This window comes from Blautia caecimuris, assembly GCF_024622975.1.
Classification (GTDB): domain Bacteria; phylum Bacillota; class Clostridia; order Lachnospirales; family Lachnospiraceae; genus Blautia_A; species Blautia_A caecimuris.
This window is the reverse complement of record NZ_JANJZT010000009.1, coordinates 39400-63620: the sequence shown is the minus strand read 5'-3', so window position 1 is coordinate 63620 and position 24221 is coordinate 39400. Positions and strand designations below refer to the sequence as shown.

Below are 24221 nucleotides of genomic sequence, written 5' to 3'. Positions count from 1 at the left end.
GCTTGTTGGCATCTCGACTATCGTCTCCTTTTGTGCTATAATTCACTATTATGCGACCACAGAAGGAGGCATTTTTTATGGGCGGACAAAAGCCTGAAAAAACAAAAAAACGTATATGCATCGGTATTCTTGCCCATGTAGATGCCGGAAAAACGACCTTATCCGAAGGGCTTCTTTATCTTTGCGGAGAAATACGAAAGCTGGGAAGAGTGGATCATGGAGATGCCTTTCTGGATACTTATGAGCTGGAGAGGGAACGGGGAATTACTATATTTTCCAAGCAGGCGCGGCTGAAAACAGAAGAGATGGAGATCACGCTTCTGGATACTCCGGGCCATGTGGATTTTTCTGCGGAAATGGAGCGTACCCTTCAGGTGCTTGACTATGCGATACTGGTAATAAACGGCATGGACGGCGTACAGAGCCATACCATGACTTTGTGGCGGCTTCTGGAAAGATATGAGATTCCGGTGTTTCTTTTTGTAAATAAAATGGATCAGCAGGGAACAGATCATGATGCTCTTCTCAGGGACCTCAGAAAACGTCTCAACGAAAACTGCATGGATTTTGCCTGTCTGACAGAGGATAACAGTGAAAGAGCTGTCGGTGACGATAAAACAGAGAGTATGAAATCCGGAACAGACACATCAGAAGACCTGGATGACCTTATGGAAAATCTTGCCATGTGTGAGGAAGAGCTTCTGGAAACCTATCTGGAAACAGGAGAGGTTGCTCACAGAGAAATCTGCCGTCTGATCGTGCAGCGGAAGGTATTCCCCTGCTGGTTTGGTTCTGCTCTTAAAATGCAGGGAGTTCAGGAATTTCTTCAGGGACTGGAAAGCTATACTATGGAGCGGGCTTATCCCCGGGAATTTGGGGCAAGAGTATTTAAGATCGCCAGAGATCCTCAGGGAGTGCGGCTTACCTATCTGAAGATCACAGGAGGAGATCTGAAGGTCAAAACGATTTTGGATGAGGAAAAGATCGATCAGATCCGTATTTATTCCGGTTCTAAATATGAACTGGTCCAGGAGGTTTCGGCAGGAGATATCTGTACAGTGACCGGACTTACAAAAACTCATCCGGGTCAGGGGCTTGGCACAGAGCAGGAGTCGGTTCTTCCTGTTCTGGAGCCTGTTCTCAATTATCAGATCATACTTCCTGAGGGATGTGATGTTCATGAGATGCTGAAAAAACTGAAACAGCTGGAGGAGGAAGAGCCGCAGCTTCATATAGTGTGGGACAGTGTTCTGGGAGAAATCCATGCCCAGTTAATGGGAGAGGTTCAGATCGAAATCCTGAAAAGTATGATCTGGGAACGCTTTCATGTGGCAGTGGAATTTGGCGCAGGAAGTATTGTATACAAAGAGACCATTGCAGAGCCTGTGATCGGTGTGGGACATTTTGAGCCTCTGCGCCATTATGCGGAAGTACAGCTGCTTATTGAACCGGGAGAGCCGGGAAGCGGCTGTCAGTTTTTTACTGCCTGCAGTGAGGATGTTCTTGCCCGTAACTGGCAGAGACTGATCCTTACCCATCTGGAGGAAAAGGAGCATCTGGGAGTTCTGACAGGCTCTGCCCTGACAGATGTGCAGATCACTCTTCTGACCGGACGGGCTCATGCGAAGCATACAGAAGGCGGAGATTTCCGTCAGGCAACCTACCGGGCAGTGCGTCAGGGACTGAAAAAGGCCAAAAGTATTCTTCTGGAGCCTTACTATGAATTTCGGCTGGAGGTTCCCGCAGAGATGATCGGCAGGGCAATGTCCGATGTTCAGAAAATGCAGGGGAAATTCAATCCGCCGGAAACAGACGGTGATATGGCTGTTCTTACAGGTATGGCAGCAGTTTCATCCATGAGGGATTATCAGAAAGAGGTCATTTCCTACACAGGAGGAAGAGGAAGGCTTTTCTGCAATCTGAAGGGATATGCGCCCTGCAGAAATCAGGAGGAGCTGGTAATGGCTTCCGGCTATGATTCCGAGCGTGATCTGGAAAATCCTACCGGTTCGGTGTTCTGCGCCCACGGGGCAGGCTTTGTGGTTCCCTGGGATCAGGTGGAGAATTATAAGCATCTGGACTGCGGCGCGGATGCAGAGAAGCTGGCACAGGATACAGAAAACTGGTATGAGATTCCGGAACAGGAGACATCAACGGAGAGTTTTACCGGGATGCCCGCAGGCGGTCAGAACAGGACAGGCAGCGGAAAAGGGCGAAAAGGCCAGAAGGGCCTTTCCTACAGCGGAAGCTATGAGGAGGAGCAGGAGCTTCAGGCGATTTTTGAGAGAACCTTCGGGGCCGTAAAAAAGGAACGGTTTACTCCATCCAGAACAGTGGGAAGAACTTCTGAGAGTACGGTCCGCTATCGGGCAGGAAAGCCCCGCAGGGAAGAATATCTTCTTGTGGACGGATACAATATTATTTTTGCCTGGGAGGAACTTCGGGAGCTTGCAAAGGAAAATATTCATGCTGCCTGCGATAAGCTGATGGATATTCTCAGCAATTATCAGGGCTACCGGAAATGTACTCTGATCCTTGTGTTTGACGCCTATAAGGTGGAGGGCCATGCAGAGGAAGTGATTCCCTATCACAATATTTTTGTGGTATATACAAAAGAGGCGGAAACTGCGGATCAGTATATTGAAAAAACAGTTCACAGAATCGGCCGTCAGTATCAGGTGACAGTGGCAACCTCTGACGGGCTGGAGCAGGTGATCATTATGGGACAGGGCGCTCACCGGATTTCTGCCATGGGATTAAAAAAAGAGATCGAGGATGCGGAAAAGGCTGGAAAACAGGAATGGAAAGCCCGACGCCAGAGCAGCAAAACTTATCTGTTTGATCAGGTATCCGAGGAGCTTTCCGCTCGTCTGGAAAAGATACGGATGGGACAGGAAGAGCTGTAAAATAAGACAGATGAAGGTTGGGAAACAGGCATATGGAAAAGAACAGTATGGAACAGACAAACACGGAAAACCGCCTGCTTCAGCTTCTTCTGGAAACAGGAGAGCGGCTTATGGCCTCCGGAGCGGAGGTAAAAAGAGTAGAAGATACGCTGGAACGTATTGGAGTGGCATACGGAGCCGAGAGGATGAATGTATTTGTGATTACATCCAGTATTGTAATCACTCTGGAAAGAAGCGACGGAACTCTTTTGACTCACACAAGACGGATTACAAAATCAGGCACAGACTTCCTGGCACTGGAACGTATTAATGCACTGAGCAGAGAATGCTGCAGGGAGCCGCTGCCTCTGGATTTGTTTGAGCAGCGTTTACGGGAATGCGTTCCTCCTAAAAAACAGTGGCAGATGTATCTGGGAAGTGTTCTTGCTGCGGGAAGCTTTGCTGTGTTTTTTGGAGGAAGCTTTGCAGACGGGCTGGCAGCAGCCGTTTTTGCAGTCATCATCTGTCTTTTTCAGGAAAAAGGCGCACAGCTTCTGGCGAATAATGTAATGTTTAACCTGGTGTGTTCCTTTTTTACAGGTACATTGATCTGCCTGACGGTAAAGTTTCTGCCGTTTTTTCACGCAGATAAGATTATGATCGGGGATATTATGCTGCTGATACCCGGAATTGCTATCACAAATTCAATCCGCGATATGCTGATGGGAGATACGATTGCAGGAATTATGCGGCTGATTGAAAGTATTTTGTGGGCCGGAGCCCTTGCCAGTGGCTTTATGGCTTCTATATGGATGGTGGGAATATGAAAGAAGTGATTTTGCAGCTTGCTATGGCGTTTATGGGATCTCTGGGATTTTCCATGATCTTCCGGCTTCGAAGAAGCCTCTGGATGGCCGGTTCTCTTGGTGGAGCCCTGTGCTGGGGATGTTATCTTCTGATGTTTGATGTGACACAGCATATTTTTGCTTCAGGCCTTGTGGCATCTGCTTTTGCGGCAGTTTACGCAGAGATATTTGCGCGGAAAAAAATGGCGCCAACGCTTTTGTTTGTAATACCTTCAGTGGTGCCTCTGATTCCGGGAAGCTCTCTGTATTATACAATGAGCGCTGCTGTCAGCGGAAATACCAGAGAGATTTCTGAATACGGAAGTCTGACGCTTCAGTACGCTCTTTCCATTGCGGCGGGAATCAGCATTGTCTGGACGTTCTGTTCTATCTGGAGACGGTACCAGACAATGAACTATATAAAAAAACATTCTGATTAGGAGCTTCGGCTCCTTTTTTTATTTATTAGGAAATTAGTACATTTTGTACTAGTTTCTGAATAAACAAAAAACGCTCCACGAGGATGCGACCAGATGCATGCGGAATATGACTGCCCATGGCAGTCTGCATCTGGCGCGCAAAGCGGAACAAGTCCCTCAAGGATTGAGGGATTTAGGAAGTTCGAAGCGGATCTTTTCTCTTTTGTTCTTTGAAAATTATCAGAAAAATATTGACTTTTTACAGGAAAAGATATATTATGATGATATCAAAAAGATATCAAATTAATTCTGTTTCCGAAAAGAGGGAACGGAGAGGAAACGTAAATACAGGAGGGCCTGTATTTGCGAAAAGCAGGGAGGAAAGAGATTATGGCAGAAGTAAAATTTACGGAAGAAAAGAAGCTTAAGGCTGCGCCGGGATTTCCCATGGCAGTTGCGTCACTGCTGGTGACTCTGGCGGGAATTCCCATGTATGTTCTGGGAGCTACCTGGTTTGGGGCAGATAAGCCGGCTGGCGGAGTGGTTCTTGCAGTTTGTATTGTGCTGGGCGTACTTTTGAATGTTGGCGGAATTATTATGTTCTGCGGACTGAAGGTAATCCATCCAAATGAGGCTCTTGTGCTGACTTTGTTCGGAAGCTACTATGGAACACTTTATAACGAGGGATTTTACTGGATCAATCCTTTCTGTGAAACAGTAGGCCCGGCAGCGCAGACTATTGATAATGAGGAAAAGCAGAGTAATGCAAAATCCGGTTCCATTAACATTAATTTAAGCGGCGGAGGCGCGAGGGCAGCATCCAAGGCAGTTTCTCTTAAAACCATGACTCTGGACAATAAACGCCAGAAGGTCAATGACGAGCTGGGCAATCCGGTAGAGATCGGTACCATTGTGATCTGGAAGGTTGCAAATGCCACCAAGGCAGTTCTGAATGTAGAGCAGTATGCAGAATTTCTTTCGATCCAGTGTGATGCAGTTACCAGAAATGCTGCAAGAAATTATCCTTATGACAATGGCGACTGCGGCGAAAAGACTCTTCGGGGAAGCTGTCAGGAAATTGCGGATATCATGCAGGCAGAGCTTCAGTCCAAGGTTGAGGAAGCCGGACTTGAGATTCTGGACGTAAGGATCACCCATCTGGCATATGCTCCGGAAATCGCTGCTGCAATGCTTCAGAGACAGCAGGCTGCGGCAATCATTGACGCCCGTCAGAAAATCGTGGAAGGAGCCGTGGGTATGGTGGAGATGGCTTTGAATCAGCTCAGTGAAAACAATGTGGTGGAGCTTGATGAAGAACGCAAGGCAGCTATGGTTAGCAATCTTCTTGTAGTACTTTGCGGAAATAAAGATGCGCAGCCTATTGTCAACAGCGGCTCAATCTATTAATATAGAAAGTAAATAAGTAAAGGAGGCGGAAGCCATGCCGGCTGCATCAAAAGAAAAAACAAAAAAGCAGATACCACTGAGGGTTTCCGCCTCTCTTTATAATGAACTGGCTCAGTGGGCGGAGGACGACTTCCGTTCCATTAACGGTCAGATTGAATTTCTGCTGACAGAGTGCGTAAAGCACCGTAAGAAAAAAAACAGAGACATTCCGGAGAAATGAAATACCGGACAAAATAACAGGATACCTTCTGGCAGACAGGGAAAACCCCGGAAACTGTCAGAGGGTATTTTTTTGTGCAAATTCAACCAAAAATAATCCTGAATTTTGTGAATTAGTTTGATTGATTTTGGATGATTATAACTGTATACTATGAAACATAAAGAGAAATAACTTCAAACTCAGTCATACATTAAATGAAAATTATTGTAAGGAGAGGTGAAAAAATGATCTGTACAGTTACTTTTAATCCGTCTCTGGATTACATTGTAGATGTGGAAGATTTTAAGCTGGGGCTTACCAACAGGACAAGCTCAGAGTTGATTCTTCCCGGGGGAAAGGGAATCAATGTGTCCATAGTTCTCAGGAATCTTGGAATCTGCAACAGAGCTTTGGGATTTACCGCAGGCTTTACCGGAGATGAGATTATCCGCAGACTTCAGGAAATGGGAGTGGAATCGGATTTCATCAGGATTGAAAGGGGAATTTCCCGAATTAACCTGAAGCTGAAATCCATAGACGGAACAGAGATCAACGGAGCAGGACCGGATATCAGCCCGGAGAGAGTGGAGGAGCTGATGGAAAAACTTGACAGCCTGAAGGAAGGAGATGTTCTGTTTCTCGCAGGAAGCATCCCGGCTTCCATGCCTGATGACATGTATGAGCGGATTATGAAAAGGCTGGAGGGAAGAGGCGTGATGACTGTGGTGGATGCCACAAAAGATCTTCTGGTAAAGGTTCTGAAATATCATCCTTTTCTTGTAAAGCCCAATAACCATGAGCTTGGTGAGATCTTTGGCGTGGAGTTAAAGACGAGAGAGGACGTTGTTCCATATGGAAAGAAACTGCAGGAGATGGGAGCGGAAAATGTTCTGATCTCCATGGCAGGGGAGGGAGCAGTTCTCATCGCTGCAAACGGACAGGTTTATAAGAAACCGGTTCCCACAGGTACGCTTGTAAACGGCGTTGGTGCAGGAGATTCCATGGTGGCAGGCTTTATGGCAGGCTGGATGGAAAAAAGAGATTACCGCCATGCTTTTTACATGGGAATCGCAGCAGGCAGCGCCAGTGCCTTTTCAGAAAATCTGGCCACAGGCAAAGAGGTAGAAGCGGTTTACCGTCAGGTAGCCGGACAAAAACAGGAGGGGGAAAACATATGAGGATCACAGATCTGCTTGACAGAAGAAGCGTATCGCTGAGTGCAGCACCAAAGAGTAAATCAGAGGCTCTTGATATGGCTGTAGACCTTATGGTAAAGAGTGAAAAAATCAGCGACAGGGAAGCCTACCGGAAACAGGTATATGCAAGAGAACAGGAAAGTACAACAGGAATCGGAGAAGGAATTGCCATTCCACATGGTAAATGTGACGCAGTACAGAAGCCCGGTCTTGCTGCAATGGTAGTAAAGAACGGAGTGGAGTTTGAAGCCCTTGATGACGAGCCTGTGACTCTTCTGTTCCTGATCGCAGCTCCAAACACAGAAGATAATATCCATCTGGATGTGCTCAGTAAACTTTCTGTTATGCTGATGGATGAGGAATTTACCGCCTCTCTGAGAAACGCACAGTCTGTAGATGAGTTTATGGAAATTATTGACAAAGCTGACGATGAGAAAAAAGATATTGATGAGAGACTGGCTGATACGGGAAGCGCAGATGAGGGACAGGTAAAAATCCTGGCAGTTACCTCCTGTCCTACCGGAATTGCCCACACCTATATGGCGGCAGAAGGAATTGAAAAAGCGGCAAAGGCCAGAAACTGTTTTATCAAGGTGGAGACAAGAGGCTCCGGCGGAGCCAAAAACGTTCTTACAGATCAGGAGATCCAGGAGGCTGACTGCATTATCGTGGCGGCGGATGCACAGGTTCCCATGGAACGTTTTGATGGAAAGAAGCTGATCGAATGTCAGGTTTCTGACGGAATCAGCAAGGCGGATGCCCTGGTGGAAAGAGCCATTGCAGGGGATGCTCCTGTATATCACGCAGCAGCGGGAGCATCGAATTCTTCGGCGGCAGCAAAGGCAGGCGGAGGCGCCGGCCATAAAATATATACGCAGCTCATGAACGGCGTTTCCCATATGCTTCCTTTAGTAGTGGGCGGCGGCATTCTGATTGCCCTTGCTTTTTTGATTGACGGTCTCAGTGTGGATCTGAATTCTCTCCCTGCGGACCAGAGAGCAAACTTCGGTACCATTACTCCGGTGGCCGCTGTTCTCAAGAACATCGGCGGAACAGCGTTTGGCTTTATGCTTCCGATACTGGCAGGCTTTATTGCCATAGCCATCGGCGACAGACCGGCTCTTGCAGTAGGTCTTGTAGGCGGAATGATCGCAGCAAACGGAAAATCCGGTTTTCTGGGAGCTCTTTTTGCAGGCTTTCTTGCAGGCTATCTGATCCTCGGGCTTCGCAAAATCTGCGATAAGCTACCGGAAGCCCTGGAAAAGATCGCCCCTGTTCTGATCTATCCGGTTGTGGGAATTCTCGTAATGGGACTTTGTATGACTTTTGTTGTGGAACCCTTAATGGGCGGATTGAACACCGGATTAAATAATGCCTTGACAGGCATGGGAAATACAAGTAAAGTAATTTTAGGACTTATTCTTGGCGGTATGATGGCTATTGATATGGGCGGTCCTTTTAACAAGGCAGCTTATGTGTTTGGCACAGCGTCCATTGCAGCAGGCAATTATGATATTATGGCAGCTGTTATGATCGGAGGAATGACACCTCCATGTGCCATTGCCCTGGCAAGCCTGCTTTTCAAAAACAAATTTACTAAAGAAGAGAGAGAGGCGGCGCCTACTAACTTTATTATGGGTCTGGCATTTATCACAGAGGGAGCGATTCCTTTTGCGGCATCTGATCCTCTCCATGTACTTCCGTCCTGTATCATCGGTTCAGCAGTGGCAGGCGCTGTTTCCATGATGTTTGACTGTACACTGATGGCTCCTCACGGAGGAATTTTCGTATTCCCGGTTGTGGGAAACACAATGGCATATGTGGCTGCTCTTGTGGCAGGTACGTTGATCTCAGCCGTCCTTCTGGGAGTGTTAAAAAAGAAAACAGCATAAAAAATAAATAAACTGGAGGATAAAACCATGAAAGAATTCAAGTATGTAGTAATTGACAATGAGGGAATCCACGCACGTCCGGCAGGCGAGCTTGTAAAGCTTGTGAAGCAGTTTGAGTCTGTGGTCACCATTGAAAAAGAAGGCAAGAAAGCAGACTGCAGAAAACTTCTGGCTCTGATGGGACTTGGCGTAAAAAAAGGTCATGAAGTAACCTTTACTTTCGAGGGTGCGGATGAGGATGCTGCCTGCGAGGCAGTAAGCAAATTCATGCAGGAGAAGCTGTAATCAGGAGAGAAACCATGCTGACAGAGCAAAGATATGAGATCATCCTGGAACTTCTGGAAACAAGGAAAAGTGTCACAGTCACGGAGCTGAAGGAGATTCTGGACACATCGGAGTCCACTGTCAGAAGAGATATTACGGCTCTTGACAAAATGGGACGTCTGACAAAGGTTTTTGGCGGAGCAGTTTCTCTGGAAAATGCAGTATCTGCCTATGAGCCTACTGTTGCTCAGAAATCAGATCTTAATATCGAAGAAAAAAAGAAAATTGCCAGATACGCCGCAGGCCTGATCGAACCCACGGATTTTGTATTTCTGGATGCGGGAACCACCACAGGTTATATGCTGGATTATCTGGAGAATACCCGGGCTGCCTTTGTGACAAATGGTGTATCACATGCAAGAATGCTGGCTCAGAGAGGCATTCATGTTACGCTTATAGGCGGTGAACTGAAAGGCTCCACAGAGGCAGTGATCGGAAGCTTTGCTTTACAGATGCTTCAGATGTATCATTTTACAAGAGGATTTTTCGGGACAAACGGAGTGACGAAGCATGAGGGCTTTACAACACCGGATGCCAGCGAGGCTCTGGTAAAAAGGAAAGCCATGGAGCAGTGCAGAAAAGCCTATGTACTCAGTGATGCTTCAAAATTCGGTCAGATCAGTTCTGTGACCTTTCGGGATTTTAAGGAAGCGGAAGTGATTACGGATCGTTGTCCGAAGGAGTTTGAAGGAAATAAAAATATTGTGGTTGTGCGGTGACAGGCACAGATGGCCGGAGCGGTTCATTCATTGTGGATGAATCCGCTCCGGCTTTTTGGTACTGTTTATGAACTTCCCGGGAACTGTGATGGAAGACAGGACAGATTAGTCTGCAATCAGGTATTAATTATGAATAAAACTGTAGGTGGGGCTGCTGTGGACGGAGCGTATCGGATCATTTACTGTTCTAAGGAGCAGATACCCAGCTGTTTTCTCAGACTGCGCAGCGTGCGGCGGAAAACGGCGTAAATGATAAGGGCGATCACGGCAGCTACTTCCAGGCACATGGCAAAACCGAGAATTTCGGATTTTGTCAGAAGTCCGTCATTGGCAAGCAAAATCATAAAATAAAGCAGGATCATCAGCGACATTCCGCTGATGGCAGGAATTTTGAATACCGGACCAGCCTGTCTCTGAAGCTCTCTGCCAAGAAAGGCGGGAGAAGCGCCAAGACGCATCAGATCTGAAAACACATAGGCATTGTTCAGGGCAATGGTCTGACAGCGGGTATAGGCAATGACCAGGGCTGCGGTAATGCAGATAATGGCAATGAACAAAAAGGTCATCATAAATACTCCAAAGGTTTTCAGCTGATCCTGAGCATCCATAATACGGAACTGAGGAATATAATTCCAGTACATCCGGAAGTCAGAACTGTTGATGTTGGTACGGTCCACCTGCCGTTCCTCCGGACTGACAGTATAGGTGGAACCATAGTAATTATTTGTATAGCCCTCTGTCATAACATACTGAACCGGATCATAATAGCTGTTGCTGAAGTGCTGGTCATCATAGGAATTTACAATTTTCACAAAGAGCTCCTGTGCAAAGGCGTAACTGTCTTTTCCTTCTGAATTAAACCAGATCATGGAACCGGTCCATTCAGGAGCAAGTCCCTGAGAGATTTTTTCGTAGTCGTTGTCATCCAGAACAGCAGTGCCGTGAGATGCCACATCTTCAAAATGTACAAAGCCTTTACAGGTAACGGGAAGCTCTTTCCTGGTAGTCATGTTTGTAAAAAGTGTTGCATTTTCCACTGTATCGTAAGCGGTTTCTTCTTCATTTGTAACTGCGTAGAAGAAGCCGGGATCCAGTGAAATGTTCTGTCCGGTGATCTGATTATAGGTGGACTCTGACAGGGCATGACATTCATCGGCAATGTCAAAATGCTGATAGGAAAGAGTGTTGTCCGGGTTCAGAATCTGCATGTTATTATCACAGGCAAGGGAAAGATAGGAACACTGTAGCCAGTCTTTAATCTGAAAATCATGTTTTTCTGCCAGAGAATAAATCTCTTCTTCAGAAGGGAGAGACTGGTCGGAGGGCCAGAACCAGGAATAGTCATAGGCGCGGCTTTCGGAGCCCATGGAAAGTCCGGTATGAAGCATCGGCAGATAAAAAATCCCGAAGCAGCCGCCTGCAACCAGCACAGTAGTAACAAGGAGACTGTTTACCGTCTGTTTTCCCTGAAATTTCATCATACTTCTGGCAATGATGTTTTTCCAGGGATTTTTGCGTCTGGAGGTCCAGCCGTTGACAACTGTGTGAAGCATGACCATGTAAAGACCTGCAAAAGCAGGAGCGTACAAAAGGTTGAGAAAAGGGGATGGATATCTGTGAAACACATTCATGTATACAGTTGGACCTTCGTATCCTGCAACTGCGCCTGCCAGAATCAGGACAATACCCACAGGGCCGCACCAGCGTCCAAGCTCTTTTACAGGCTCGTTCTGATGCTCTTCCTGGATCACGTCCAGAATATTGGTGCGTTTCATATAAAGAAAAGCAAGAACGCATGCGCAGATCACAACCAGGGCTGTGAAGCCTGCAGATACCCAGAGACACCGGAAATCTACGTTCAGAACCATTTCTTCTGAATTTACAATAAAAATCCGGAAGGCAGTCCACAGAAGAAACAGGAAGGGAAAACCTGCCAGAGTTCCCAGAACAGCAGAGCTGCCGCTTAAAAGCAGCACCTCACGGAAAAGACCGGGCGCCAGTGTTTTTCTGGAAGCTCCGAGAGCCATAAGGATGCCAAGCTGCCGTGATTTTTTGCGGAAAAAAAGGCTGGCAGCATAAATCGTAAATATAACGCAGCCGAACAGGGCCAGAACGAAGATGGCGTATAACTGTTTCCGGCTGTCGCCTCCCGGAGGAAAAATATCCTGTACAGTGGGAGAAAACATCAGTCCCGAATAAGCTGTCATCAGCATAAGAGAAATAAAATTGCAGAACAGGTAAAGAGCTGCCTGCTTCTGGTTGGTACGGCGAAGGCGGCTTTCCAGTTCCGCCATAGTTTTGATCGATCTTCTTTTTCTGTTATCCATTACATATCACCACTCATTTCTTTGATTGCGTTTAACAGTGTGTCATGAAAAGCACTTCTTGTCTGAATGTTTTTTTCAAGCTGACGGTAGATATTTCCGTCCTTCAGCAGGATCACCCGGTCACAGAAGGAAGCAGAAAAGCTGTCGTGTGTGACCATAAAAATAGTAGCGTCCAGATTCTGTCTTGCATTTTCAAAAGATTCAATAACGATCCTGCTTGATGTGCTGTCCAGATTTCCCGTAGGTTCGTCAGCAAGAAGCATCAGAGGATGGTTGATCAGACTTCTTGCAACTGCGGTTCTCTGACGTTCTCCGCCGGAAATCTCTGCCGGATATTTGTTTCGGATATGACTGATACCAAAAAGCTCCATAAGCTGATCTGCGTAACGCTCCCCTTCTTTGTCCACATTTTGTCGGATGATTCTGGGAACAAGAATGTTTTCACGGACAGAAAGTCCGTCAAGAAGCATAAAGTCCTGAAAAACAAAGCCAAGCTTTTCGTTGCGGACAGAGGCAAGCTGTTCCGGTGTCAGGGAGCTTAATTCCTGTCCGCCCAGGGTGATCCTGCCTTTTTCAAAAGGGATATAGCAGGAAATACAGTTAAGAAGCGTACTTTTTCCGGAACCGGAGGGCCCCATTACAGCTACAAATTCGCCTTTGGCAACAGAAAAGCTGATTCCTTTCAGCACTGTATAGGTACGATTGCCGGTAGTATAGGATTTTTCCAGATTTTTTACAGATAACATAAAATTCCTCCTCGTCTTATGTTAAAAATTTACAGATGTTCTGCTGTTGTGCTTTTACCATACCACAGAAAAAAACAGCCGGAATCCAGGCTGTAAAGTTTGGCATTTTTCAGGTAAAGTTTTGCAGGTCTCTGCGAAAAATGTAAAGAATAGAAGGATTTTTGTAAAGTTTGGCATGCGCCGGAAGCTGTGGTTGTGGTATGATAAAAGAAATCTGAAGCGAGGAGCATCAGTAAAGGATATAAAAGCAGCAGGAGGAGATATTATGCTGAGAATCGCTTTGTGCGACGATGAACAGGAGGCCAGGGATCAGCTGCGGTTTCAGCTTGAAAAATCCATATATGAAACGGATGAGGAAATTGTATATGAATTCAGTTCAGGAGAAACTGCGGTCCGTTGGCTGAAAAAACATCCGGGAGAGATCGATCTTCTTTTTCTGGATGTGGAAATGAAAGAAATGACAGGCATGGAGGCTGCGGAAAGGATACGGGAGTTCGACAAAACCATTCTTCTTGTATTTGTGACAGGATATTCCGAGTATGTATTTGACGGATACCGGACAGGGGCTCTGGACTATGTGATGAAACCTGCCGGGGAAGAACGGATCAGACAGATTGTGTCAAGAGCCAGAGAAGCGTTTTATTCCAGACGGGAAAAAGATTTTGTGTTCCAGAATCAGGAGGGAACCTTCCGGATAGCTCTGGATCAGATCCTGTATTTTTACAGCGACAGAAGACAGGTGTATCTGGTAACGGAAAACAGAGAATACGCTTTTTACGGAAAGCTTTCTGAGGTACAGTCTCAGGTGGATGCACGGTTTGTGAGGATTCACCAAAGATATCTGGTAAACGGAGATCATGTGGAGTATATTGGTCATGATGAAATCCTTACAGGCGGAAAAAATCTTCCGGTAAGCCGGGGGATGAAGGAAGAGGCGCTGAAAAGACTTGCGGAGCTTATGCTGAAGGGGGCAGGCCTATGAGAAAAAATGCAGAGCTTTTGTTTTTGACAATTGCCTGGCTTTCGGTTATGGGAATCTGTCTGTTTATGGCAGTGGGACGCCTGCTGAAAGTGAAAAACAGCAAATTCCTCAGAATGATTCTTGTGACTGCCTGCGGATTTTTAGGCGGTATGGTGATCTATCTGGCAGACTGGGGAAATATTGTTCCCACGTTTGTATTTTTTATTGCAGCTATTATGATCTGCTGTGAGGGAAGCGTCATAAAAAGGCTGACAGTGGGACTGATGACAGCCAGTACGGTGTTTTCTTTTAATGCGCTGGTGGATAACTGGTCGCCGTTTTATCAGATGTATCAGATCGTGATAAAAATATTTTTTTGTGCAGGGCTGTGGATTTTGATCCGGAAGTTGGGACCGGACAGAGATTTTGAACTGGCGCCTTCCATGTGGAGGCTTCTTTTTATCCTGACGCTTCCTCCTTTGGGAATTGTATTCAGTCTGGTGCTGTTAAGCGATTATGATACTGCAGGGATCTCTGTCCAGTATCTGTTTCTCCTGCTTTTGTCCCTTTCGGCTTTTGCAGGGCTTTTATGGACCATGGTGGTTCTGGCCCGGCAGCAGAAACTGGAAGAGGAGGCTCTTCTGGCAGAGCAGAACAGACGGTACTATGAAGCTATGGAAAATCAGCATTTTGAGATCAGGCGTTTAAAGCATGATATGACAAATCACCTTCAGACAGCGCTGGCTCTTCCGGACGACCAGAGAGAGGGATATCTCAGGGAGCTTCTGGAACAGACAGGGGCTTCCCGCACTCTGAAATACTGTGGAGATACCACTGTGAATATTATTCTCAGCGCCAAGGCTGCTCTGATGGAACAGAATCATATTGACTTTCATGTTTCCGCAGATATTTCTGAACCTTTGCCCATGGAAAAAACAGATATCAGCGCTGTTTTTGGAAATGCCCTGGACAATGCGCTGGAGGCAGTAAAAAAACTTCCTGAAAGCCAGCGGAGAGTTTCCCTGGAAGCAAGGCAGGGCAAGGGGATTCTGGCAGTCAGTGTGCGAAATCAGGGCAGACTTCCGGATTCAGAGAAGGAGGAGAGACGGAAGCAGAATCCAGGAATCCGGCAGTTTTTTCCAAGTACAACAAAATGTGACACAAAAAATCACGGGCTGGGTATTCCCAGCATTCAGGCTGCGCTGAAAAAGTACGACGGAATGCTGGAATTAAGGCAGGAAGGCGAAGAAGTCTGCCTTCTGATCTGCTGCTATATCCGCAGGCCTTTGTAAGGGTTATTGAGTTTCCTTTTATTATCCTGTATACTTTATAAACACACTATATAATGAATCAGGGAGAGAGAACATATGCGTGAAAAACTGACAGAACGTGACGTACAGAAAATCCAGCAGGAGATCGAGCACCGGAAGCTGGTGGTGCGCAAAGAGGCCATTGAAGCTGTAAAGGAAGCCAGAGCCCAGGGGGATCTCAGTGAAAACTTTGAATATTATGCGGCAAAGCGTCACAAAAATCAGAATGAAAGCCGTATCCGGTACCTGGAGAGAATGCTGAAAACAGCGGATATTGTTACAGATACTTCCAGAGAAGACGAAGTCGGCATGGATGACATTGTGGAAGTAGAATTTGAAGAAGACGGAGAAATTGAGAAGTATAAGCTTGTAACCTCTATCAGGGGAAATTCCATGGAGAACAGAGTGAGCATCGAGTCACCTGTCGGACGGGCTCTGAAAGGCCACAAGGTTGGGGACCGGGTTCAGGTAAAGGTGAATGAAACCATGAGTTACTATCTGAAAATCCGTTCTATTGACAAAACGGGCGACGAGGGAGAAGACATCAGAAGCTTCTGAGAATTTTACATAAATTTAACATTGCGCTGGGGACAACTTTACAATTGTTTCTTAAAATGAAAATATATTAAATTTTCGTAAAGGAGAAATACAATGGATTTTTTTAGTATACTGACGATGCTGGGCGGTCTTGCTCTGTTCCTGTATGGTATGCAGGTTATGGGCGATGGTCTTGCGAAGATTTCCGGAGGAAAGCTGGAGAAAATTCTTGAAAACCTTACATCCAGCAAATTAAGAGCAGTGCTTCTGGGTCTGGGTGTGACTGCGGTGATCCAGTCCTCATCTGCCACAACGGTTATGGTCGTAGGTTTCGTAAACTCCGGTATTATGAAGCTGACACAGGCTGTTGGTATTATTATGGGTGCCAATATCGGTACTACAGTAACCGCCTGGATCTTAAGTCTTGCAGGTATTGAGAGCAACAATTTCTTTATGAGCCTTCTTAAGCCAAGTTCCTTTGCTCCGATCCTGGCGCTGATCGGAATTGTGCTTCTGATGTTCACAAAGAACTCCCGCAAAAAAGACATTGGCGCTATTCTGGTTGGATTTGCAGTGCTGATGTTCGGTATGGATACCATGAGCGCTGCTGTGAAGCCTCTGGCTGATGTTCCGGAGTTTACCAATCTTCTTCTGGCATTTTCCAATCCGATAGCAGGTGTTCTGGCAGGTACGGTTCTTACAGCGATCATCCAGTCCTCATCTGCATCCGTGGGTATTCTTCAGGCTCTGTGCGTTACAGGAGCTGTGCCGTACAGTGCGGCTTTCCCGATCATTATGGGACAGAATATCGGTACCTGCGTGACAGCGCTTCTGTCTGCTATCGGCGCAAACAAAAACGCAAAACGTGCAGCCATGATCCATCTGTATTTCAACATTATCGGTACTGTAGTGTTCCTGAGTGTATTCTATATTCTGAATGCAGCTGTTCAGTTCCCGTTTATGGACGCTATGGCAACACCGGCAGCAATCGCAGTGACCCACAGTGTGTTTAATGTTACAGCAACCTTACTGCTTCTTCCGTTCTCCAATCTTCTTGTGAAGCTTGCATGTATGACGATCCGTGATTCTTCTGAGGATGTTGAGGCGGCAAAGGAAGATCAGGAATTCCTTATTCTGGAATCCCGTTTCCTGGAAAAACCTGCATTTGCAGTAGAGCAGGGAAGAACCGCAGCAAGACGTATGGCAGAGGATTCCTGGAAGGCGCTGAAGGCCTCTTTTGAGGTGCTTCATGATTACAGTGAGGAAAAGGCTCAGAAGATCACAAAGATGGAAAGCAAGGTAGACAGGTACGAGGATGAACTGGGAACCTATCTTGTTCAGCTGAACAATAAGGATCTTTCTGAGACAGACAGTCACAGTGTTTCCATGATGCTTCACTGCATCGGTGATTTCGAGCGTATTTCTGACCATGCAGTAAACATTAAAGAGTCAGCAGACGAGCTTCATGCAAAAGGCCTGAGCTTCTCCGTTTATGCAAAGGCGGAACTCAGAGTACTGACCGCAGCAGTGACCAAAATCGTAGAAACAGCGTTTTCTGTATTTGACGAACAGGATATTACCAAGGCTTCAGAGATTGAGGCGCTTGAGGAACTGATCGATGAGCTGACAAAAGAAATGAAACGCCGTCACATCAATCGTCTCCGCTCCGGCGAGTGTACCATTGAAATGGGCTTCATTCTTTCTGACCTGATCACCAGTATGGAAAGAATTGCAGATCACTGTTCCAATATCGGTGTCTGCGTAACTCAGGTGCGTGAGAATCTTTATGATACACACAGACATCTGAACGCAATGAAAAACGATCAGGATGATGAATTTAATAAATGTCTGGAAGCAGTCCGCAAAGAATATCTGCTTCCGTAAGCGTCAGTAAAAACTGAAGGCAGATCATATAAGGCTGTTGTGGGAATTTCCGGAGGGAAATTCCTCAGCAGCTTTTATGGCATATATGAAGATAAGGAGGACAGTTCATGATCTACTGTGTGGAAGATGAAAAAAATATCAGGGAGCTTCTGGTATATACCCTTGAAACTACCGGATTTACAGCAAAGGGACTGGCAGATGGAAAAGAGCTTTGCTCAGCCATGAAAAAAGAACTTCCGTCCCTGATCCTTCTGGATATCATGCTTCCGGGTGAGGACGGATACGGCATTCTGACCAGGCTGAAGTCCTCTCCTGATACAAAAAACATCCCTGTGATCATGGTTACGGCAAAGGATGCGGAATTTGACAAGGTACGGGGACTGGAAGCCGGAGCGGACGACTATATCACAAAGCCTTTTGGTATGATGGAGTTTGTTGCAAGAGTAAAAGCAGTGCTTCGCCGGTGCAGCAGGAAAGAGGAAAACAGAGAGCTTCACTGCGGAGAACTGAGAATATCGGTGGGACGTCATGAAGTACATCTTGGAGATCAGAAGGTGGAGCTTACCAGAAAGGAATTTGAGCTTTTGCAGTATCTGATAGAGAACAAGGGACTTGTTATGAGCAGAAATCAGATCCTCTGTCATGTGTGGGGATATGATTTTGACGGAGAGACAAGAACTGTGGACGTACATGTGAGAACACTTCGTCAGAAACTGAGAGAAGCAGGAAACATGGTGGAAACCATACGGGGAGTAGGATACAGGATCGGAGAATAAAATGAGACAGAGAATTTTAAATCACGGAAGCTTTCTTGTAATCCTGTCTGTTCTTCTGACCTTTCTGGCTGCAAGCTTTGTCATGTATGACAAGTTTGACGTATTTATGAAACAGAGTGTGCGGGATGAGGTGGAATACATTCGGGCCGGTATCGAAGCAGCCGGACTGGATTATCTGGAAAGCAATGTAAAAGAGATCAATGCTACAAGGATCACAGTTACAGACAATGAGGGCAATGTTCTGTATGATTCGGAGACAGAGGCGGATCAGCTGGAAAATCATGGGGAACGCCCGGAGTTTGTGAAGGCAAAGGAAAAAGGCTATGGGGAGATCGTAAGATTTTCGGAAACTTTTTCCGAGCAGACCTTTTACTGTGCCATGAAGCTGGATAATGGAAATATCCTTCGGGTGGCAAGAACAACTGACAGTGTGTTCCTTACTTTATTTTCCAGCTTTACGCTGCTGGGGATTCTTATGCTGGGGATTCTGGCCCTGGAATTTTTCCTGGTTCAGAGACAGACAAAGGAGCTGATCGCGCCCATTAATGAGCTGGATCTGGAGCACCCTCTGAAAGATGTAAGATATGAGGAGCTGCGTCCCCTTCTTGTACGGGTAGACCAGCAGAATAAACAGATCGCGTCTCAGCTGGAGGAGCTGAAGGAGGCTGAGGCAATGCGAAGAGAATTTTCTGCCAATGTTTCTCACGAACTGAAAACCCCTCTGATGTCTATTTCCGGTTATGCGGAGCTGATGATGAACGGAATGGTGGGAGAAGACAAGGTTCCTGAATTTTCCGGAAGGATTTACCATGAGGCAAGCCGTTTAAGTTCTCTTGTGTCAGATATCATCCAGCTTTCAAGGCTTGATGAGAAAAACAGCGACATGCCATTTGAGGCAGTAGATATTTATGAGCTGGCAGAGGACATTGTGTATCATCTCCAGCCTTCGGCAGAGAAAAAGCAGATCAGTCTTGTTCTGGAAGGGGAGCATGTGGCGGTGCGAGGAATCCGGCAGGTTCTTTATGAAATGTTCTATAATATTGCGGACAATGCCATCCGCTATACCGATGCAGGAGGAACTGTCCGGGTGTTTGCAGGGCAGGAAGGACATCATCCATGCTATTTTGTGGGGGATAATGGGATCGGTATTCCGAAGAATGAACAGAGACGTATTTTTGAGAGGTTTTACCGGGTGGATAAAAGTCATTCCCGTCAGACCGGAGGCACAGGACTGGGGCTTTCTATTGTAAAGCATGGGGCTGCGCTTCATAAAGCAAAGATCAATCTTGACAGTGAGCCCGGAAAGGGGACAAAAATGGAGCTGATGTTTTAGTCATCGGCTCCATTTTTTATGTCTTTTTCAGAATTCTGAGGACGTTCGGAGATGGCTTTAATAGAAAGCGCGTACTCTGTAGGCGTCATTCCGCAGAGTTTTTTAAACTGTCTGGAAAAATAATGAATGGAGGAATAGCCCAGAAATTCCGAGATCTGTGTGAAATTCATGTCATTTTCCCGGATTAGCTGTCTGGCAAAATTGATCTTCATATGAGAAAAAAAGTCGATCACTCCGCAGCCGTATTCCTCACGGAAGATTTTCTGAAGCTGGGATCTTCCGATGAGATTGTCATGGCAGATTGCTTCAAGGGAAAGGGATTCACAGATATGATCCTCCAGATAACGGGTGATCCTCCGGCAGGCAGAAGATTCAAATGAGGGGTCGCCAATGTTTCTGACACAGTGCGGTACCTGTGTAGTATATCTTCGGAGCATATGTATCAGAAGCTGTTCCAGATAAAGAACAAGAAGCTGCTGGGAACCCACAGGGCTGTCTTTTCTTAATTCCATTTTATGAAGATAGGGGTCGTCAAGAGGAGAGGCAATGCACCGCCGGGCCTCAGCGATGATTTTTCCGATCAGGGTTCGCTCTGTATCCGAAAGGGTCAGAATCTGTTTTTCAAAAAAACTCATACAGGGAGAATTACAGGCAAAGGAAACAACTACAATATTAGGGGCATGATTTCCGGTTGCCGACAGGTTGTGAAATTCGTTGGGACGGTGAAAAATTATCTGACCGTGAGTAAGGACATGAACTTCTTCATCTGCCTGAATCCGGGCAGTTCCTTTATCTACACATTGAAATTCCCAGAAATCATGCTGTTCACCCGGATAGGAAAAGTCATTGCAGTATTCAAAGTAATGGATGGTATAAATTTTTTCTACAGAAAGATCTTTGGCAAGAGGTATACTTTCATATATCATAACACGGCTGCTCCATAGAAAGTGATAAGGTTTTCGGTTCCGTTTTTCTTGGAAACATACAGATCAGAATATGTTCAGGAGAATGTTACAGTAACTACAGTCTAACAGATGCCGGTGCTCTGAACAATCAAAATATGAGAAAAATATCAATTAGAAGTAATATTGTCGTTGAATCTGTAACTCATAGCAATATTTCTAAAGTATACAGCAATATATAAATTGAAAAAGTAATTTTAATGAGTTATTATTAAGAAAACAAAAAGTTTTTGTATCTTATGTACAAAATCTAAAGGAGGATATGAGATGAAAGCAAAAAAAATTACCAGTCTTGCACTCTCAGCAGTTATGGCAGCAGGCGCAATGTCAGGAATGGCAACAACTGTTATGGCAGATGAAGAGCAGACTCTGAAACTGGCTGTTGTAGAAACCGCATATGGACAGGATATGTGGAAAAATGTTTGCGCAAAATTTGAAGAGGCAAATCCGGGAGTAAAGGTAGAACTCACAATCGACAAGAAGCTTGAAGATATCATTACACCGGCTATGAAATCCGGTGATTATCCGGATGTTATCATGAGAGCAGTGGGATCTGAATCTGCTCTTACAGAAACCTTTGTTAAGGACAATAACGTAGAGGAAATGACTGACGTACTGGAAATGACAGTACCGGGAGAGGATGTAACTGTAAAAGACAAGATCCTTCCGGGATTTGTGGACAACTCTATTACAAATCCTTACGGAGACGGAAAAACATATCTGATGCCGATGTTCTACGGACCTTGCGGACTGTTCTACAACAAAGGACTGTTCGAGGAAAAAGGCTGGGAAGTTCCTGAGACATGGGATGAAATGTGGGAACTTGGCGAAAAGGCAAAAGAGGAAGATATTGCACTGTTTACATATCCTACAGCAGGATACTTTGACGCATTCTTCTATGCACTGCTTCATGAGACTGCCGGCGCTGAAACATTCCAGGAAGCTCTGAAATACGGCGAAGGCGTATGGGAAACAGACGGAGCAAAGAAAACATTTGAGATCATTGAGAAGCTGGCTTCCTATACAGAGAAGACAACTCCGGCAAACGCAAATGACAATGATTTCCGTAAAAACCAGCAGCTGATCCTTGACAATAAGGCTCTGTTTATGCCAAACGGAAACTGGGTAATCGGCGAGATGGCAGACGCTCCTCGTGCAGACGGCTTTGAGTGGGGATTCACAGCACTTCCGGCAGTAGAGGAAGGCGGAGAGAGAGCTTCTTATTCCTTCTTTGAGCAGATCTGGATGCCGAAGGGCGCTGTAAACAAAGACCTTGGAAAACAGTTTATCGCATATCTGTACTCTGATGAAGCAGCTGAGATTTTTGCAAAAGACGGTGGAGCAGTTCAGCCGATCCAGGGAATGACAGACAAACTTGAGGGCGATGCAAAAATTTATTATTCTATCTATGATGATGGTGCAGTAGCTGTTATGGATGCTTTTGCGACAACTGAGCCGGTAGAAGGTGTAACCGTTCGTACAACATTCTTTGATCCGATCAACTCTCTTGTCAGCGGTGATAAGACAGTAGATGATTGGGTAGAGCAGATCAAAAAAGACAGTGATACCCTTCGCGGCGCTTTGAAATAAAGCCAGGATCCTGACATAATTAAATATGGTATCTGAAAAAACGGACGGTGAATACTACCGTCCGTTTTTCGGGATAAAGAAAGGAGAAGAACCATGACGAAAAAAAAGGGAAGAAGCCGGTTTATTTTCTGCTGTCTGGCGCCGGCAGTAATTCTTTTTGCTATTTTTATGTTGATCCCTACCATTGATGTTTTCAGAATGTCTCTTTATAAATGGGGCGGATATACAGCTGAAAAAACTTTTGTAGGTCTTGATAACTTCAAAATACTGTTACAGAGCGATAAATTTTATCAGGCGTTTCAGAACTCTGTTCTTCTGATCGTGATTGTTACTATTGTTACTTTTGGTATGGCGATTATTTTTGCCGCTATTCTTACAAGAGAAAAACTGAAAGGGCAGACATTCTTCCGTGTTGTTTTTTACATCCCGAATATTCTTTCTGTTGTAGTGATCAGCGCTATTTTCTCTGCTATCTATGATCCGAATCAGGGACTTCTGAACTCCTTTTTGAATCTGTTCCGGGGACAGAATGGGGTGGACAATCCTATCCTCTGGCTTGGAAGTCAGGATCTTGTTATTTACAGTATTATTATCGCCATGGTATGGCAGGCCATTGGATATTATATGGTTATGTACATGGCAAGTATGGCAAACATTCCGGACAGTCTCTATGAATCAGCAAGTCTGGAAGGCGCGGGAAGGATCAAACAGTTTTTCTCAATTACTCTTCCGCTGATCTGGACTAATATTCGTACCACTCTGACATTCTTTGTTATCAGTACTATTAATATGAGTTTCCTGATGGTAAAAGCAATGACAAACGGCGGACCGGACGGAGCTTCCAATGTATTCTTAAGCTACATGTATCAGGAAGCTTACACCAACTCTTCCTATGGATATGGTATGGCCATCGGTGTTGCGGTATTCCTGTTTTCCTTTGCGCTGGCCGCTGTTCTCAATGCGGTGACCAAACGTGAAGAAATTGAATTCTAAGGAGGGTGAAAAATGGCTGATATGACGAAAAACAGTACTGCCAGTTCCAAGGTGGCAAAAGTATTTATCTATCTGATACTGGGGCTTCTGGCAGTTACGATCATTGTTCCTGTTGCCTGGGTATTTGTTGCTTCAATTAAAGAGAATTCAGAGTTTTACGGAAGTCCATGGGCGCTTCCGAAAGGATTCCATTTCCAGAACTTTACAGATGCGTGGGAAACTGCAAACATGGGTTCTTATATGCTGAATTCTGTGTTTGTAACGGTCCTGGGTATCCTGCTTCTGATCGTGATCGCTCTTCCGGCAGCTTATGTACTGTCCAGATTCAAATTTAAGAGCCAGAAGATCTGGAATGTTATGTTTATGGCAGGACTTTTTATTAATGTAAACTATATTGTTGTACCGATCTTTTTGATGCTCAATAATGCAGACGGAAAACTGCGTCAGTGGTTCGGAGAGCCGTTTTTCCTGAACAATCTGTTTATTCTGGCGCTTGTATATGCATCAACCGCGCTTCCCTTTACCATTTATCTGCTGTCCGGTTATTTTAAATCACTGGCAAAAGATTACGAGGAAGCGGCTTATGTGGACGGAGCCGGATACTGGAGAACTATGATTCAGGTTATCATGCCTATGGCAAAGCCAAGTATTGTGACAGTAATTCTGTTTAACTTTTTGGCATTCTGGAATGAATATATTATTTCCATGACCCTGCTCACCAGACCGGAGATAAAAACCCTTCCGGTAGGACTTATGAATCTGATGGCAGCCCAGAAATCAGCAGTTCAGTACGGACAGATGTATGCGGGACTGGTTATTGTTATGATCCCTACACTGATTTTATATATCTGTGTACAGAAGAAACTGACACAGGGTATGACTCTTGGCGGTCTGAAAGGCTGATCAGTGTGCGGAA

General features: G+C 45.6%; 21 protein-coding genes. 18 read left to right on the top strand and 3 right to left on the bottom strand.

Annotated features, from left to right (window positions below; genetic code table 11):
• The first annotated feature begins 77 nt into the window (after positions 1-77).
• The 9 genes from NSA57_RS07705 (at position 78) to NSA57_RS07665 (ending at position 9886) form a co-directional block, all read left to right on the top strand.
• Positions 78-2906 (top strand): translation factor GTPase family protein, encoded by a 2829-nt coding sequence (locus NSA57_RS07705; protein ID WP_257464478.1) that lies wholly within the window; start codon positions 78-80, stop codon positions 2904-2906.
• Positions 2907-2938: 32 nt separating this feature from the next.
• Positions 2939-3712 (top strand): threonine/serine exporter family protein, encoded by a 774-nt coding sequence (locus tag NSA57_RS07700; protein ID WP_243271016.1) that lies wholly within the window; start codon positions 2939-2941, stop codon positions 3710-3712.
• Positions 3709-4170, top strand: a complete 462-nt coding sequence (locus tag NSA57_RS07695; protein WP_022068136.1) for a threonine/serine exporter family protein — start codon at positions 3709-3711, stop codon at positions 4168-4170. Before NSA57_RS07700 ends, NSA57_RS07695 begins: the two co-directional genes overlap by 4 nt.
• A 369-nt stretch (positions 4171-4539) precedes the next feature.
• Positions 4540-5556, top strand: a complete 1017-nt coding sequence (locus tag NSA57_RS07690; RefSeq protein ID WP_173751803.1) for an SPFH domain-containing protein — start codon at positions 4540-4542, stop codon at positions 5554-5556.
• A gap of 34 nt (positions 5557-5590) precedes the next feature.
• Positions 5591-5776, top strand: coding sequence for a type II toxin-antitoxin system antitoxin (locus NSA57_RS07685; protein ID WP_022068138.1), 186 nt, complete (start codon positions 5591-5593; stop codon positions 5774-5776).
• 224 nt (positions 5777-6000) lie between these two features.
• Complete coding sequence (gene pfkB / locus NSA57_RS07680) at positions 6001-6933, top strand: 1-phosphofructokinase (protein WP_147600096.1); 933 nt, start codon at positions 6001-6003, stop codon at positions 6931-6933.
• Positions 6930-8843 carry a PTS fructose transporter subunit IIABC gene (locus NSA57_RS07675; RefSeq protein ID WP_257464477.1) on the top strand — a complete coding sequence of 638 codons (1914 nt, stop codon included), beginning with the start codon at positions 6930-6932 and terminating at the stop codon, positions 8841-8843. The genes pfkB and NSA57_RS07675 overlap by 4 nt, the downstream gene beginning before the upstream one ends.
• 27 nt (positions 8844-8870) lie before the next feature.
• A complete protein-coding gene (locus NSA57_RS07670) occupies positions 8871-9128 on the top strand; it encodes an HPr family phosphocarrier protein (RefSeq protein ID WP_257464476.1) in 258 nt (85 codons plus the stop codon).
• A 14-nt stretch (positions 9129-9142) separates the two neighbouring features.
• The gene (locus NSA57_RS07665; RefSeq protein WP_147600085.1) at positions 9143-9886 is read left to right on the top strand and encodes a DeoR/GlpR family DNA-binding transcription regulator; all 744 of its coding nucleotides are present in this window, start codon (positions 9143-9145) and stop codon (positions 9884-9886) included.
• Between the two features lie 179 nt (positions 9887-10065).
• Here the strand turns inward: NSA57_RS07665 and NSA57_RS07660 are convergent, their stop codons facing one another.
• Positions 10066-12213, bottom strand: a complete 2148-nt coding sequence (locus tag NSA57_RS07660; RefSeq protein WP_257464475.1) for an ABC transporter permease — start codon at positions 12211-12213, stop codon at positions 10066-10068.
• Positions 12213-12959, bottom strand: a complete 747-nt coding sequence (locus NSA57_RS07655) for an ABC transporter ATP-binding protein (RefSeq protein WP_147600084.1) — start codon at positions 12957-12959, stop codon at positions 12213-12215. The genes NSA57_RS07660 and NSA57_RS07655 overlap by 1 nt, the downstream gene beginning before the upstream one ends.
• Positions 12960-13224: 265 nt before the next feature.
• Between NSA57_RS07655 and NSA57_RS07650 the strand changes: the two genes are divergently transcribed.
• The 6 genes from NSA57_RS07650 to NSA57_RS07625 all read left to right on the top strand — a co-directional run bounded on the left by NSA57_RS07650 (position 13225) and on the right by NSA57_RS07625 (position 19760).
• Entirely contained in the window at positions 13225-13941 is a 717-nt protein-coding gene (locus tag NSA57_RS07650) for a LytR/AlgR family response regulator transcription factor (RefSeq protein ID WP_257464474.1), read from the top strand.
• A complete protein-coding gene (locus NSA57_RS07645) occupies positions 13938-15212 on the top strand; it encodes a sensor histidine kinase (protein WP_173751799.1) in 1275 nt (424 codons plus the stop codon). The genes NSA57_RS07650 and NSA57_RS07645 overlap by 4 nt, the downstream gene beginning before the upstream one ends.
• Before the next feature lie 75 nt (positions 15213-15287).
• Positions 15288-15788, top strand: coding sequence for a transcription elongation factor GreA (gene greA / locus NSA57_RS07640; protein WP_022068147.1), 501 nt, complete (start codon positions 15288-15290; stop codon positions 15786-15788).
• A gap of 93 nt (positions 15789-15881) precedes the next feature.
• Positions 15882-17651 carry a Na/Pi cotransporter family protein gene (locus NSA57_RS07635; protein ID WP_147600081.1) on the top strand — a complete coding sequence of 590 codons (1770 nt, stop codon included), beginning with the start codon at positions 15882-15884 and terminating at the stop codon, positions 17649-17651.
• A 107-nt stretch (positions 17652-17758) separates the two neighbouring features.
• Entirely contained in the window at positions 17759-18427 is a 669-nt protein-coding gene (locus tag NSA57_RS07630; protein WP_147600080.1) for a winged helix-turn-helix domain-containing protein, read from the top strand.
• A gap of 1 nt (position 18428) precedes the next feature.
• Positions 18429-19760 carry a sensor histidine kinase gene (locus tag NSA57_RS07625; RefSeq protein ID WP_257464473.1) on the top strand — a complete coding sequence of 444 codons (1332 nt, stop codon included), beginning with the start codon at positions 18429-18431 and terminating at the stop codon, positions 19758-19760.
• Here NSA57_RS07625 and NSA57_RS07620 read toward each other — a convergent pair.
• Positions 19757-20686, bottom strand: a complete 930-nt coding sequence (locus NSA57_RS07620) for a helix-turn-helix transcriptional regulator (protein WP_147600078.1) — start codon at positions 20684-20686, stop codon at positions 19757-19759. The genes NSA57_RS07625 and NSA57_RS07620 overlap by 4 nt on opposite strands.
• A 303-nt stretch (positions 20687-20989) precedes the next feature.
• Between NSA57_RS07620 and NSA57_RS07615 the strand changes: the two genes are divergently transcribed.
• The 3 genes from NSA57_RS07615 to NSA57_RS07605 all read left to right on the top strand — a co-directional run bounded on the left by NSA57_RS07615 (position 20990) and on the right by NSA57_RS07605 (position 24208).
• Positions 20990-22312: a carbohydrate ABC transporter substrate-binding protein gene (locus NSA57_RS07615; protein ID WP_147600077.1), complete on the top strand. Its 1323-nt coding sequence runs from the start codon at positions 20990-20992 to the stop codon at positions 22310-22312.
• A 93-nt stretch (positions 22313-22405) separates the two neighbouring features.
• Positions 22406-23305, top strand: coding sequence for a carbohydrate ABC transporter permease (locus tag NSA57_RS07610; RefSeq protein WP_147600076.1), 900 nt, complete (start codon positions 22406-22408; stop codon positions 23303-23305).
• Positions 23306-23326: 21 nt separating this feature from the next.
• Positions 23327-24208, top strand: a complete 882-nt coding sequence (locus NSA57_RS07605) for a carbohydrate ABC transporter permease (protein WP_138271233.1) — start codon at positions 23327-23329, stop codon at positions 24206-24208.
• The last annotated feature ends 13 nt before the right edge of the window (positions 24209-24221 follow it).

What these genes read in the sequence shown, in the direction of transcription:
- NSA57_RS07665 (WP_147600085.1), top strand. Translation starts at nt 9,143, where the DNA reads ATGCTGACAGAGCAAAGATATGAGATCATCCTGGAACTTCTGGAAACA.
- NSA57_RS07660 (WP_257464475.1), bottom strand. Translation starts at nt 12,213, where the DNA reads ATGGATAACAGAAAAAGAAGATCGATCAAAACTATGGCGGAACTGGAA.
- NSA57_RS07620 (WP_147600078.1), bottom strand. Translation starts at nt 20,686, where the DNA reads ATGATATATGAAAGTATACCTCTTGCCAAAGATCTTTCTGTAGAAAAA.
- NSA57_RS07605 (WP_138271233.1), top strand. Translation starts at nt 23,327, where the DNA reads ATGACGAAAAACAGTACTGCCAGTTCCAAGGTGGCAAAAGTATTTATC.
- NSA57_RS07615 (WP_147600077.1), top strand. Translation starts at nt 20,990, where the DNA reads ATGAAAGCAAAAAAAATTACCAGTCTTGCACTCTCAGCAGTTATGGCA.
- greA (WP_022068147.1), top strand. Translation starts at nt 15,288, where the DNA reads ATGCGTGAAAAACTGACAGAACGTGACGTACAGAAAATCCAGCAGGAG.
- NSA57_RS07695 (WP_022068136.1), top strand. Translation starts at nt 3,709, where the DNA reads ATGAAAGAAGTGATTTTGCAGCTTGCTATGGCGTTTATGGGATCTCTG.
- NSA57_RS07655 (WP_147600084.1), bottom strand. Translation starts at nt 12,959, where the DNA reads ATGTTATCTGTAAAAAATCTGGAAAAATCCTATACTACCGGCAATCGT.
- NSA57_RS07670 (WP_257464476.1), top strand. Translation starts at nt 8,871, where the DNA reads ATGAAAGAATTCAAGTATGTAGTAATTGACAATGAGGGAATCCACGCA.
- NSA57_RS07685 (WP_022068138.1), top strand. Translation starts at nt 5,591, where the DNA reads ATGCCGGCTGCATCAAAAGAAAAAACAAAAAAGCAGATACCACTGAGG.
- NSA57_RS07645 (WP_173751799.1), top strand. Translation starts at nt 13,938, where the DNA reads ATGAGAAAAAATGCAGAGCTTTTGTTTTTGACAATTGCCTGGCTTTCG.
- NSA57_RS07650 (WP_257464474.1), top strand. Translation starts at nt 13,225, where the DNA reads ATGCTGAGAATCGCTTTGTGCGACGATGAACAGGAGGCCAGGGATCAG.
- NSA57_RS07675 (WP_257464477.1), top strand. Translation starts at nt 6,930, where the DNA reads ATGAGGATCACAGATCTGCTTGACAGAAGAAGCGTATCGCTGAGTGCA.
- NSA57_RS07690 (WP_173751803.1), top strand. Translation starts at nt 4,540, where the DNA reads ATGGCAGAAGTAAAATTTACGGAAGAAAAGAAGCTTAAGGCTGCGCCG.
- pfkB (WP_147600096.1), top strand. Translation starts at nt 6,001, where the DNA reads ATGATCTGTACAGTTACTTTTAATCCGTCTCTGGATTACATTGTAGAT.
- NSA57_RS07705 (WP_257464478.1), top strand. Translation starts at nt 78, where the DNA reads ATGGGCGGACAAAAGCCTGAAAAAACAAAAAAACGTATATGCATCGGT.
- NSA57_RS07635 (WP_147600081.1), top strand. Translation starts at nt 15,882, where the DNA reads ATGGATTTTTTTAGTATACTGACGATGCTGGGCGGTCTTGCTCTGTTC.
- NSA57_RS07700 (WP_243271016.1), top strand. Translation starts at nt 2,939, where the DNA reads ATGGAAAAGAACAGTATGGAACAGACAAACACGGAAAACCGCCTGCTT.
- NSA57_RS07610 (WP_147600076.1), top strand. Translation starts at nt 22,406, where the DNA reads ATGACGAAAAAAAAGGGAAGAAGCCGGTTTATTTTCTGCTGTCTGGCG.
- NSA57_RS07625 (WP_257464473.1), top strand. Translation starts at nt 18,429, where the DNA reads ATGAGACAGAGAATTTTAAATCACGGAAGCTTTCTTGTAATCCTGTCT.
- NSA57_RS07630 (WP_147600080.1), top strand. Translation starts at nt 17,759, where the DNA reads ATGATCTACTGTGTGGAAGATGAAAAAAATATCAGGGAGCTTCTGGTA.